This is a genomic window from Lacisediminihabitans sp. FW035 (genome assembly GCF_054880895.1).
In genome coordinates, this window is sequence record NZ_CM142187.1 from 181,817 (window position 1) to 193,992 (window position 12,176).

The window sequence follows — 12,176 nt, forward strand, 5'->3', positions numbered from 1 at the left end:
GGGACACCCAGCTCTCGGAACACCGGGATACAGTTGCGCGATGGACGATGGGAACGCGCTCGGCGAGTACCTCCGGGCGCGACGCGAGCTGGTGCAGCCACAGGATGTCGGCATTCGCGTCGGCGGAATCCGCAGGGTCACCGGCCTCCGCCGCGAGGAGGTCGCGATGCTCGCGGGGGTGAGCGCCGACTACTACCTCCGGCTCGAGCAGGGGCGCGACCGGCACCCCTCCCTTCAGGTTCTCGAAGCCCTGGCCCAGGTGTTGCAGCTCGACGACTCCGCAACGGACTACCTGGTGAGCCTCACCCAGGAGCGCGCGCGAACCGCAGCCAAACGGCGCACGCGGGAGGTGGTGCCCGCCGGCATCCGCCAGCTGCTGGAGGTGCTGGAGCAGCCCGCGTTCGTCGAGGGCAGATACCTCGACGTGCTCGCCTCGAACGCGCTCGCGGTGGCGCTCTCGCCCAACCTGGCGGTCGGCCGCAACCGGCTGCGCGACTTCTTCCTGGATGACCGCGAGAAGCAGTTCTACGAAGATTGGGATCGCTCCGCGCCCCAGCTCGTCGCCGGGTTCCGCACCTCGATCGGCACCGAGGCCACCGACCAGCGGGCGGTGCAACTGGTCGGAGAGCTCTCGCTGGCCAGCGAGCAGTTCCGGCGCCTCTGGGGGCGCCACGATGTGCTCATCCGGGCGGGAGGCCCGACGATCATCCATCATCCTGAGCTCGGGCGACTCAGCCTGCGCCGGGAGAAGTTGACGATCGGGGGCACGGATGGCCAGCTCCTCGCGATCTACCATGCCGAACGCGGATCAGAGACGGCGGGCCTGCTCACGCTCTTGAGCGCTCTCGGCGTGCCGACAGTGGCCGACCGCCCGGCCCGGACCGCGCCCACACTCTGACCCGAGCCGTGAGCCCAGAGTCGATCAGCGCCGCAACGGCACCGCCGCCGCCTCGCCCACGCGGGAGCCCCACTCGCGCGCCCTGGCCAGTTCTCCCCCCTCGAGCACAGTCTCCTTCGAGACGAGGAAGCTGGCGGCACGCAGCACCGCACGCGCGCCGCGCTTCGTGAGCTCGCGTTCGATGTGGCCGGATGCGGCGCCGGAGAGTATCCGCGCGATATCCATCCGCGTATCGAACGCGGCGCAGAGAGCGGGCACAGTGTCGAGTCCGTCGAGCCACTCGCGCACTCCGGTGCCTGGCGCGGTCGGTTCGAGGGTGACGTTCTTTGTGGGGTCGTCCATCCACTTGCGGGCTTCTTCTCGCGAAGCCGGCCGGCTCATGCCGTGCACGTGGGTCGGACCGCCGACAACCAGAAGGGTCGCGGACTGCGCGGCATCCTTCGCTTCAGGGTCGTTGACGGTGAACGTCGTCACTGGCCCGTAGGGCGCGAGCCCCTCCGCTATCGCGTCGGCAACCTGGCGCGTGTTGCCGAACATGGACTCGAAGACGACGACGATGCTCATGACTCCCACAGTGGCCCTGTCAATTCATCCGGGCAGGGCCGAAAGTCCCGCGGGCGATGGCATCGTGCGGGAGGAGAATCGACCGGGAGAGAGCGAAGGGATTCGCCGTGAGCGATCCGACCGACACCGATGTCCTGGTCATCGGCGCGGGGCCGACCGGCCTCCTGCTCGCCATCGTGCTGGCCCGGCGCGGGGTGAGGGTGCAGCTCGTCGACCGCAAAGCCGGCCCGACGCGGGAGTCGCGCGCGGTGGTGGTGCAGGCGCGAACACTCGAGATCTACGACCAACTGGGACTGGCGGAGCGGATGACCGCAGCAAGCGCCGACGCAGCGCTGCTGGCGCCGGGGTACGGTCGCCGCCGATTCGGCGTGCTGCCGATCGGAGCACTGGGGCGCGGACTCACGCCGTTCCCGCGGCTCACCGTGCTCGAGCAGAGCAAGACCGAGTCGATCCTCGGTGAACACCTCGCCGAACTCTCGGTGCCGATCGAGTGGAATGCCGAAGTCGAACCGGCGCCGGACGTCGCCGAGTCCGGCTTCGTCACCGTGCGGTCGCCAGAGGGGAGCCGAGTCATCCGGGCGCGGTACGTCGTCGGCGCCGACGGGAGCAACTCCCCGGTGCGACGCTCCCTCGGCATCGACTTCGAGGGGTCGACCAATGCCCACAGCTTTTTCGTCTGCGACACCGATGACACGCGGGGACTCACCGCTGATGCCGTGAACCTGCGCCTCGGCGATGCGGAATTCCTGCTCTCCTTCCCCCTCGGCGGCCACGATTCCGGCGGACACCACCGCATCATCGGACTGTTGCCTTCCCGGGGCGCGGGGATCGACGAAGCAGCGGCCCGTGCGACGGTCGACGAGGTCTTCGGGGTGAGCTGGCGAGAGTCGCACTGGTTCTCCACCTACCGGGTGCAGCACCGGGTGGCATCCGCCTTCCGTCGAGGCCGTGTCTTCCTTGCGGGGGATGCCGCCCACGTGCACTCCCCGGTGGGGGCGCAGGGCATGAATACCGGGCTGCAGGATGCCCACAACCTGGCGCTCAAACTCGCCGAGGTGATCCGGGGCACCGCCACCGACGAGTATCTCGATCGCTACGAGGCCGAACGCCGGCCGGTCGCCGTGCGTCTCATCGCCACGACGGATCGTGTGTTCGGCCTCGCGACTTCGAGCACCCGGCGCGCCCGGCTGGTGCGCCGGAGGGTGGCTCCGCTGCTCGCGCCCCTCGTCATCCGGGTGATCCCGCGGGTGAAGGGTGCCTCCCGGTTCTTCGGCTACCTGTCGCAGACGCGCATCCACTACTGGATGGATGCCGCCGACAAGCAGCGATCCGGCGGGCACCGCGACCGTGTGGTCGGTCGCCGGCTGCCCTGGACGGGAAGCAACTATGACGTCTTGCGCTCGTTCGAGTGGCAGGTGCACGGCTACGGGCGAGCGGATGCCCGCCCGGTCGGCGCCGCGCTGGGGATCGCGTCTCATGGCTTCCCGTCGACGGGCTCGACCGGGCTCACCCCGGCCGTGGTCTACCTGGTGCGCCCGGACGGATTCGTCGCTGCGGCCGCGCCTCCCGCGGAGGCAGTGCGTGTCTTCACGGCGGCGATGCCTACCTCTCCGGGGACTCAGTCGCGCGAATCGTAGGCGGCCGGCGCCGCCACGTCAGTCGCGCGAGTCGTAGGCGGCCCGCGCCGCCACGATGCTCTCGGCGCTCTCCATCGCCCAGCGGGCGAAGGCCAGCGCGGGTGCGAGCAGGGTGCGTCCGAGCGCTGTGAGGGAGTATTCGACGCGAGGAGGCACCTCGGCGAAGCTCTGGCGGCTCACCAGGCCGTCACGCTCCAGCTTTTTGAGCGTGAGGGTGAGCATTCTCTGCGAGATGCCGGGGACCCGATTCTTGATCTCGGAGTACCGTACCGGGCCGCTTTCGAGCATGCCGACGACGAGCAGCGTCCACTTGTCGCTGAGGTGATCGAGCAGGTCGCGGATCATCAGCCCGCGCTCGATCGAGGCCGAGCACATCCCATCCATCTCGGCGATGCCGGGGGCCGTGACATCCGCCGTCGGGCTCATGGGCACTCTCCTGTTCGTCACGCACACTGCAGTGCGTGGTCGTCGTGAGGTATAAAGGACCTCGCCACCTAAGTAACTGATCGTGTGGCTAGGCACTCATCATAACAATCGACTCCCCCAATCGACAGGACTCCCCATGACCATCGCCCTCTGGATCACCGCCATCCTCCTCACCGTGGCCTACCTCGGGGCGGGAGCCACGAAGACCTTTTCGCCGAAGGCCAAACTCCAGACCAACATGGGCTGGGTCGAAGACTTCTCGGAGCCCCAGGTGAAAGTGGTCGGGGTGATCGAGCTGCTCGGAGCCCTCGGTGTCATCCTGCCCCTTGCTACGGGTATCGCACCGGTCGTCACCGCGATAGCGGCCATCGGTCTCGTTCTCGTGCAGGTCGTCGCGTTCGTGATCCACGCCCGCCGCAATGAGCCGAAGTCATACCCGGTTAATGCCGTGCTGCTGCTGCTCGCGCTCGCCGTGGTGATCCTGAGGTTCGCCACCCTCTAGGGGCGTCGGTCGATGCCGGAGGCGCCCGCTCGGGGCGCCCCGCGTCTCGGCCGGCCCCCGCACCAGCGGCAGGCGCTATTGGCGGCAGCGTTCACGGATCAGGAGTTGTGCTGCGGATGCGGCGTGTCGCCCTCTCGCGGAACGGCGTGTCGCGCGCAACTCCTGATCCGCGAACGCAGGAGTGGCACGCATTCATGGCTGCTCAACGGAAAGCGCCCGACGCAATCGAACTACGCACTGTCGCGCTCCACGATGTGGGTCTCCATGATGCACTGGTGGTCCACGGTCTCCCCGCGCAACAGGCTCAGCATCATCTGCGCCATCTTGGCGCCCATCGCCTCCGAAGGCTGATGAACGGTGGTCAGCTGGATGTCGCCGCTGGATGCCGCCGGAGAGTCGTCGAAGCCCACCACCGCGACGTCCCCCGGCACGCTGCGACCGCGCTCGCGCAGCACGGACACGGCGCCCGTGGCCATCAGGTCGCTCGCCACGAAAACCGCATCGAGGTCGGGGAAGCGGTCGAGCAGTTCGCGCATGGCGCGGGCGCCGCTCACCTGGGAGAAGTCGCCGTACGCCACCCGATCGACGGCGTGACCGGCTGCCGAGAGCGCGCGGAGAGATCCTTCGGCTCGGTCGGCGCCGGCGGGCATGTCGGGCGGCCCGGCGATGAGGGCGATTCGCTGCCGGCCCCGATCGATCAGGTATTGCGTGCCGCGGGCGGCAGCGGCGGCATTGTCGACATCCACGAAATAGGCCGGTGGGTCGTCGAAGCGCATCGGCCGCCCGTTGAAGACCACCGGGATGGTCTCCTGCAGCGCCGCGAGGAATTCGTTACCGGAGTGGTGGGACACCACGAATGCCCCGTCGACATTGCCTCCGGTGAGATAACGCAGGGTCTTCTCGCTCGGCCGCGACTGTGCAAGCTGCAGGGTGAGCACATAGTCGCTGTTGTCGAGCTCGCGGGTGATGCCCTGCACGATCGCGGCGAAGTACGGGTCGCCGAAGAAGCGGCTGGTCTCTTCGGGGATCACCAGTGCGATCGCGAGAGTGCGATTGTTGGCGAGGGATCGCGCGGCCCGGTTGGGGCTGTAGTTGAGGGCGCGGATCGCCTCCTGCACCGCCTCGAGCACCTCGGGGCTCACCTGGCTGGACCCGTTCACCACCCGGGACACCGTGGATCGGGACACGCCAGCGGCCGCCGCAACGGCCTCGAGGGTCGGGGCGACGCGTCGTGCCGACGGCGTGATTGTCATGGTGCCCGAAGTCTAGCCAGTAGGTGCGGCAGGGCCAGTGCTGCCGGGCATCCGAGTGCTCCTACAGCGCGCGTTCGCCGATGATGCGGCTGTATTCGATCGCGCTGGCCTTCGGGGTGCGCGCCTGCGTCTCGTAGTCCACCCTGACGATTCCGAACCTCTTGTCGTAGCCCCAGGCCCACTCGAAGTTGTCCAGCAGCGACCAGTAGAAGTAGCCCGTCACCGGCACTCCGCCGTCGATCGCATCGAGGATCGCATCCAGGTGAACGGAGAGGAAGTTCCTGCGCTCTACATCGTGCACAGCCCCGTCTTCGTCGACCACGTCGTCGTAGGCCGCGCCGTTCTCCGTCACCGCGATGGCCACTCCGGCCGGCCCGCTGTACTCGTCGTGCACGCGGTGCAGCAGGCGGGTGAGGCCTTCGGGCTGCACCTCCCACTCCATCGCCGTCAGCGGCAGTCCGCGCGAGTGCCAGTAGACGCCGTCGGCGGCCGGGAACGGCGACCGCTTCGGGCGCTCGGATGGCGCGGCCGTGGATGTCTCCTCCGCTCCGGGCCGTGCGCTCACGAAGTCGCCGTGGTAGTAGTTGACCCCGAGCGCATCGATCGGCGTCGAGATGATCGCCAGGTCGCCGCCCTGCACCACGGTCTCGAAGCCGTTGCCCGCGACATCCTGCAGCACATCCGGCGGGTACTCGCCCCGGAAGATCGGATCGAGGAAGAACCTGTTGAACTGGCCGTCGATGCGACGGGCCGCATCGAGGTCGCCGGCATCGGACGGATCGACCGGATCCGCAACGGTGAGGTTGAGGGTGAGGCCGAGCTGCAGCGCGGGGTCGCGCTTTCGCAGCTCTTGCACGACGAGGCCGTGACCGAGCAGCAGGTGGTGTGCGGCGGCGAGTCCGGCCGGCACGTCCTGGCGACCGGGCGCGTGCTCGCCGCCGATGTAGCTGAGGAAGGAGGCACACCACGGTTCGTTGAGCGTGGTCCACGCCTCCACTCTGTCTCCAAGCACGTCGTGCACCGTTGCGGCGTATTCGGCGAACCGATAGGCGGTGTCCCGGTTGGCCCATCCGCCCTTCTCTTCGAGTGCCTGCGGCAGGTCCCAGTGGTAGAGGGTGAGCCACGGCTTGATGTTCTTCTCAAGCAGCTGGTCGACGAGCTTCGAATAGAACGCGAGCCCCTGCTTGTTGACGTGCCCGCCGTCCGGACGCACGCGCGACCACGAGGTGGAGAAACGGTAGGTCTGCAAACCGAGGTCGGCCATCATCGCCACGTCGTCGGCGTACCGGTGGTAGTGGTCGCAGGCGACCTCGCCGTTGTCACCGCGCACGACGGCCCCGGGAACGCGGCAGAACACGTCCCAGATCGAATCGGTGCGTCCGTCTTCGTGGGCTGCACCCTCGATCTGGTAGGCGGCGGTCGCGGCCCCGAACAGGAAGTTCTGGGGGAACGCGCGGGCGACCCGGGTGGTGGTGGCCAGTGCTGCGGTGTCGATGGTCACGCGGGCCATCCCTTCGGTGCTTGTGGTCTGAACGCTCATCATCCTTTTACGGCTCCCTGCATTATGCCCGCGACCAGCTGCCTTCCGGCGACCACGAACAGCGCGATGAGCGGGAGCGTGGCAAGGAGCACGCCGGCCAAAACGATCGAGTAGTCGATGAAGTAGTTGGCTTGCAGCGTCGCGAGCGAGACCGGCAGTGTGGGATTGCTCGCATTCAGCACGATGAAAGGCCAGAAGAAGTTGGTCCAGGTGGTGATGAACGTGAACAAGGCGAGCATCGCTGCGGCCGGCCGCGCCGACGGCAGCCCGATGTACCAGAACGTCTGGAACATGGTGGCGCCGTCGATCCGCCCCGCCTCCACCAGCTCGTCGGGAAGGGCCTGTGCGATGTACTGGGTCATCCAGAACACCCCGAAGGCGCTCACGAGTGCCGGCACGATCACCGCGCCGAGTGTGCCGGTCCACCCGAAGGCCGACATCGCGATGAAGAGGGGCACGACTCCGAGTTGCGTCGGAACGGCGGTCGTGGCGATCACGAAGACCAGCAGGCCCTTCTTCGCCCGGAAGCGCAGCTTCGCGAAGGAATAGCCGGCGAGAGTCGAGAAGAAGACGACGGATGCCGAGACGACGGTCGAGACGATCACACTGTTGCCGAGGGACTTCCAGAAGTTGACGCTCTCGTTACCGATGACGGATGCCGCGTTGGCGAGGAAATTGCCGCCGGGCCACCACGACATGGTCGGGTCGTTGATGGTGGAGGAGTCGCCGCTGCCGATGAGGAACGACCAGTAGAGCGGGAACACCGAGGCGACGATCACCACAGTGAGGAACGCGTACACGATCGGGCTCGGCCGACCGATGCCGGGGCGACCGCGACGGCGGAGTGGGGTGACGGTCATGATCTGCGTCCTTCGTTGCTGGCGATCCGGCGGGTGATGCCGAGATTGAGGAGTCCGATCAGCACGATCACCAGGAACAGCAGCCAGGCCACAGCAGCGGCGCGGCCGAAGTTAAGCTGCCCCCAGCCGAGGTTGTAGAGGTAGATGGTGAGGGTGAGCCACTGGCTGTTGGCGCCGCCGGTGCCGTACTGGTCGAAGAGCCGCGGCTCGTCGAAGATCTGCAGGCCGCCGATCGTGGCGGTGATGATCACGAAGATGAGCGTCGGCCGCAATTGGGGGATCGTGATCGAGAAGAACCGTCGCACCGCGCCGGCTCCATCGATGGTGGCCGCCTCGTAGTAGTCGCGCGGGATGGCCTGCATGCCGGCAAGCAGGATGAGCGCGTTGTAGCCGGTCCAGCGGAAGTTGACCATGGTCGCGATCGCGAACTGGCTCGCGATCGGGTTGGAATGCCACTGGATGCCCGGGATCCCGACGTGTGCGAGCAACGTGTTGACGAGGCCGTATTTGTCTCCGTACATGTTGCTGAAGATGAGGGAGACCGCCACCGGCATCACGATGTAGGGCAGCAGCACCCCCATGCGCCAGAACGTCTTGCCCCGCAGGTTGGTGTCGAGCACCGCCGCGATGGCGAGGGCGATGATGATCTGGGGCACCGACGAGAGCAGGAAGATGCTGAAGGTGTTTCGAAGCGCGATCCAGAATTTCTGCTGCTGCAGCACCCAGAGGAAGTTGTCGCCTCCGACGAACGCGCCTTGGCCACCGATGAGGTCCCAGGCGTGCAGGGACACCCAACCCGTGTAGAGCAAGGGGAACAGCCCCACGACGGCGAAAAGCAGGAAGAACGGGGAGATGTAGAGATAGGGCGAGAAGCGGATGTCCCAGCGGCCGAGTGTCTGGCTGAAGGCGATCCTGCGGGGGGTGCGTTGCGCCGCCCGGAGCGTCGAGGTTGTCATGGTGCGAGTCCTAGCGGCGCGAGTTGCGCTGGTGTTCGGTGGGGCGGGGCGTTCACAGGTTCTGCGGCGTACGAGGGCCGGGTCGCCCGATCACGCGGGCGACCCGGATGGTGCTCGACTGCTCAGCCGAGGGCCTTGATGTCGGTGACGACCTGGTTCCAGGAGTCATCGACGGACTGGGTGCCGGTTTCGACTCGCGTGAGACCGTTCTGCACGGCGGTCATGATGGATCCGTACTGGGCGCCCTTGAACGGGGTGACCTTCACCGCGTTGGCGCGATCAATGTAGATCTTGCCGATCTCCGCGTTGTTGAAGAAGGCGTTCGTCGCTCCCGTGAGGGTCGGATCGGTGTAGGCCGCGACCTGGCTCGGGAAGGTACCGGCCACCTTGAACGCCTTGATCTGCTGGGCGGGAGCGGTGATCCAGTCGGCGAGGGCCTTGGCCTCTGCGGTGTGCTTGCCCTGGGTCGGAACGAGCAGGTACGAGCCGCCCCAGTTGCCTCCCCCATTCGGGAACACGTTGGCGATCTTCCAGTCGGTCAGCTTCGGGGTGTTGCCCTGGATCACTCCGAGCATCCACGCCGGGCAGAGCATCGTCGCGTAAGCGCCATTGGCCTGGCCGGCCGTCCAGTCGGCGCTCCACTGGGTGAGGTGTGACGACTCGGTGGAGCTCGCCTTCAGCACCGACTCGAACGCCGCCTTGACGTCGGGATTGGTCGCGGCGATGACCGTGCCGTCGCTCTTCTCGAAGAAGTTCTTGTACTGGTTGGCGAGACCCTGGAAGGTCGCTCCGGCCGAGTCGAACCACGCGGCGCCGGTCTTGGCGTCGGCGAATGTCTTTCCGACCGAGTAATAGGTGTCCCACCCGCCGGTGAGGAGCTTGGCGACAGCGTCGGGATCGGTCGGAAGGCCGGCCTTGGCGAAGAGGTCCGAACGGTAGCAGATGGCCTCCGGGCCGATATCCGTGCCGAGCCCGATCTGCTTTCCGTCGGCGACGCCTCCGGCGGTCTTCCAGCTGGAGTAGCGGTCCTTGTTGTCGGCGGAGGCGAGGTCGACGAACTTGCTGGCGTACTTGCGCACCTTCGGCATCCAGTCGCCGTCGACGGCCTCGACATCGCCGAGGCCGGAGCCGGCGGCGAGTTTGGTGAAGAGGTTGGTCTGGGCCGCATCCGAGGTCGCCGCCTTGTTCTGCACGACCGTGATGTTGGGGTGGAGCTTGTGGTATTCGGCCAGGAGCGCGTCGTCGTAGCCGAAGTTGTTGAAGGTGGCGAGGGTCAGTGTGATCGGCTTGCTGGCATCGGCGGTCGAGCTGCCGTTGGCCGAGCATCCGGTGGCGATCAGGGCGAATGCTGCTGCGCCAGCGATGGCGGCAACGGCGGTCGTGCGTCGTGAGAGTTTCACGGTCACTCCTTTGTGTGCGTGGGAAGGGTTATGCGAAGGGCGCGTGGGAGCGCTCCCAAATTATTTCGTGGGAGCGCTCCCACGCGATCGCGCTAACCCTATTCACGACCGACCTATGCTGTCAACTACAGAATTGACCCCGCGACGGAATTGCCGGTCACAGCGCTTTTGCATTGAAGGCGAACTCGGTGCTCGGCTACCACGGAACGCCGCGCAAGGATCTTGTTTCCACGCGTCGTCGCCCTGTGGTGACCCTGTTCACGGATCAGGAGTCACGAGTAATCCGCGGCGTGTTGCGGAGCGACTCGCCGACAGAGCCGCGCCCCTCCTGATCCGTGAACGGGACGGGACCTCGCAGGGTTGAGGGAATGGATCGGGTCCGGGAAGGCGGTGGCCGCCCGACCATGGGCCGCGGTGTCAGACGGGCTGGCGAAGAGTCGCCGGGATGCTCTCGATGAGCGACGTGGCGTGGGCGGCGAGCCGAGTGATAGCGGCGAAGTCGCCGGCGGCGATAATCGCGCGGGGCACCATCCAGCTGCCCCCTGCAGCGAAGATCGACGGGTGCGAGAGGTACTCCACCAGGTTGTCGACGCCCACTCCGCCGCTGGGCATGAAGCGCATTCCGGGGAACGGCGCGGCGAGTGCCGCGATGGTGCCGAGACCACCGAGGCGGTCGGCCGGGAAGAACTTCACCGCCCGAAGCCCGAGCCGTTGTGCACCCTGCAGCTCGGAGGCGGTGGCGATGCCCGGCAATGCGAGGATGGGCAGCGCCTGCGATCGTTCCACCACCGCCGGATCCAGGCCGGGGCTCACGATGAACTCCGCGCCCGCATCGGCGCAGGCGTCGACATCGGCCAGCGTCAGCACGGTTCCGGCACCCACGGTGAAGTCGTCGAGCTGTGCGATCGCGGCGATCGCGGGGATTCCGGCACTGGTGCGCAAGGTGATCTCCGCACAACGAATGCCCCCGTCGGCAAGGGCTCGCGCCACTGCGAGCGCTTGGCGAGCGTCGTCGATAACGACGACGGGCACCAGGCGCGCTCGCTCGAGTCGTTCGAGGGTCACGGCGGGAGCGTTGTTCACGGGCTTACCGTCCTTTGTGCGTCGCTTGTTTGGTGGCGAGGAGTGCGCGAGCGGTATCGAGGTCGGTGATGAGCACATTCGGGAGTCCGCTCTGCAGTGCGGCACGGATGGGCTCGCGCTTGTCGGCGCCGCCGGCAACGGCGACCCTCAGGGGGATCTGCTGCATGTCGCTCACCGAGATGCCCGTCACTCGGCCTTCGAGAGCGCGGATCACATGCCCGGTCTCGTCGATGAAGTGGCAGCAGGTATCCCCGATCACCCGCCAGTGTCGCAGCTCTTCGTGGACCTTCTTGCTGAGCACGTCTCCGCGGTAGAGGGCCGAGGTGGGGGAGGCGCTGAGCGAGCCGATGCCGGTGACCATGATGTCGAGGTCGCGGTACCGGTCTGCAGTGCGCGCGATCGTCTCGTCGGCGCGGAGCAGAGCTCGTGCCTCGGGGCTCGAGACGAGGGCGGGAGCGTGCAGCAGGTAGGGATTCCCCCCGAGGATCGTGCTCGCCGACACGACCAGCTGGTTGCCGTTGAAGTTCCCGGCGGAGCTCGCGAACCCTCCGGCGAGCTGCACGACATCCGCCGGACCGCCGGGTGCGAGGTGGCTCACAACCTCACCGAGGGTGGCGCCCCAACCGAGCCCCAGGCTCGAACCGGGGGTGATCTTCGAGTCGAGATAGGCCGCCGCGACCGCGCCGAGTTCGGACAGTCCGCCGGAGGCCGTGACTGGCCTCGCTGAGAGCCGCACGTCTTCCAGGCCGAACGCATCCCTCAGCTGATCGGCCATCCTGCCGAGGCGTTCCTTGGGTTCGGTGATCTCGATGCGCGCGATTCCATAGCGCCGGGCGTCGTCGAGGATGCGCGCGACTTTGAACCGAGACAGGGAGAATTCCTCGGCGATCTCAATCTTCGAGCGGTCCTCGATCCAGAACATCCGACTCACGGTGGCGGCGAGTTCCTCGTCGAAGTCGCTCGGGGCTCCCGGGGTTGACTCTGGGAAAAGCATTATGCAATACTCCATCTATCAAGTGAGCGTAACTGTAGCGCTCATATGAGCGAATATGCAAGT

The 12,176-nt window shown here is 67.0% G+C and carries 12 protein-coding genes; 3 read left to right on the plus strand and 9 right to left on the minus strand.

The features are described from left to right. Nucleotides 1-40: 40 nt before the first annotated feature. On the plus strand, nucleotides 41-898 hold the full coding sequence (locus ACVXZ4_RS00860; RefSeq protein ID WP_461796371.1) for a helix-turn-helix domain-containing protein: 858 nt from the start codon (nucleotides 41-43) through the stop codon (nucleotides 896-898). A gap of 24 nt (nucleotides 899-922) precedes the next feature. On the opposite strand, the gene ACVXZ4_RS00865 is transcribed toward ACVXZ4_RS00860, so the two are convergent. Next, nucleotides 923-1,462, minus strand: coding sequence for a flavodoxin family protein (locus ACVXZ4_RS00865; protein ID WP_461796372.1), 540 nt, complete (start codon nucleotides 1,460-1,462; stop codon nucleotides 923-925). Nucleotides 1,463-1,569: 107 nt separating this feature from the next. On the opposite strand from ACVXZ4_RS00865, the gene ACVXZ4_RS00870 reads away from it, so the two are divergent. Then, nucleotides 1,570-3,099 (plus strand): FAD-dependent oxidoreductase, encoded by a 1,530-nt coding sequence (locus ACVXZ4_RS00870; protein WP_461796373.1) that lies wholly within the window; start codon nucleotides 1,570-1,572, stop codon nucleotides 3,097-3,099. Nucleotides 3,100-3,117: 18 nt separating this feature from the next. Here the strand turns inward: ACVXZ4_RS00870 and ACVXZ4_RS00875 are convergent, their stop codons facing one another. Continuing rightward, entirely contained in the window at nucleotides 3,118-3,525 is a 408-nt protein-coding gene (locus ACVXZ4_RS00875) for a winged helix-turn-helix transcriptional regulator (protein ID WP_461796374.1), read from the minus strand. A gap of 136 nt (nucleotides 3,526-3,661) precedes the next feature. Here ACVXZ4_RS00875 and ACVXZ4_RS00880 point away from each other — a divergent pair, with 136 nt between their 5' ends. Beyond that, nucleotides 3,662-4,027, plus strand: a complete 366-nt coding sequence (locus ACVXZ4_RS00880) for a DoxX family protein (RefSeq protein ID WP_461796375.1) — start codon at nucleotides 3,662-3,664, stop codon at nucleotides 4,025-4,027. A gap of 230 nt (nucleotides 4,028-4,257) precedes the next feature. On the opposite strand, the gene ACVXZ4_RS00885 is transcribed toward ACVXZ4_RS00880, so the two are convergent. The 7 genes from ACVXZ4_RS00885 to ACVXZ4_RS00915 all read right to left on the minus strand — a co-directional run bounded on the left by ACVXZ4_RS00885 (nucleotide 4,258) and on the right by ACVXZ4_RS00915 (nucleotide 12,113). Beyond that, on the minus strand, nucleotides 4,258-5,280 hold the full coding sequence (locus ACVXZ4_RS00885) for a LacI family DNA-binding transcriptional regulator (protein ID WP_461796376.1): 1,023 nt from the start codon (nucleotides 5,278-5,280) through the stop codon (nucleotides 4,258-4,260). Nucleotides 5,281-5,341: 61 nt separating this feature from the next. Continuing rightward, nucleotides 5,342-6,790, minus strand: a complete 1,449-nt coding sequence (locus tag ACVXZ4_RS00890; RefSeq protein ID WP_461798032.1) for a GH1 family beta-glucosidase — start codon at nucleotides 6,788-6,790, stop codon at nucleotides 5,342-5,344. A 29-nt stretch (nucleotides 6,791-6,819) separates the two neighbouring features. Beyond that, nucleotides 6,820-7,680 (minus strand): carbohydrate ABC transporter permease, encoded by an 861-nt coding sequence (locus ACVXZ4_RS00895; protein WP_461796377.1) that lies wholly within the window; start codon nucleotides 7,678-7,680, stop codon nucleotides 6,820-6,822. Continuing rightward, nucleotides 7,677-8,636, minus strand: coding sequence for a carbohydrate ABC transporter permease (locus tag ACVXZ4_RS00900; RefSeq protein ID WP_461796378.1), 960 nt, complete (start codon nucleotides 8,634-8,636; stop codon nucleotides 7,677-7,679). The genes ACVXZ4_RS00895 and ACVXZ4_RS00900 overlap by 4 nt, the downstream gene beginning before the upstream one ends. 122 nt (nucleotides 8,637-8,758) lie before the next feature. Next, the gene (locus tag ACVXZ4_RS00905; RefSeq protein WP_461796379.1) at nucleotides 8,759-10,036 is read right to left on the minus strand and encodes an ABC transporter substrate-binding protein; all 1,278 of its coding nucleotides are present in this window, start codon (nucleotides 10,034-10,036) and stop codon (nucleotides 8,759-8,761) included. A 417-nt stretch (nucleotides 10,037-10,453) separates the two neighbouring features. Beyond that, nucleotides 10,454-11,119, minus strand: a complete 666-nt coding sequence (locus tag ACVXZ4_RS00910) for a bifunctional 4-hydroxy-2-oxoglutarate aldolase/2-dehydro-3-deoxy-phosphogluconate aldolase (RefSeq protein WP_461796380.1) — start codon at nucleotides 11,117-11,119, stop codon at nucleotides 10,454-10,456. A gap of 4 nt (nucleotides 11,120-11,123) precedes the next feature. Then, nucleotides 11,124-12,113, minus strand: coding sequence for a sugar-binding transcriptional regulator (locus tag ACVXZ4_RS00915; RefSeq protein ID WP_461796381.1), 990 nt, complete (start codon nucleotides 12,111-12,113; stop codon nucleotides 11,124-11,126). Nucleotides 12,114-12,176: the final 63 nt, after the last annotated feature.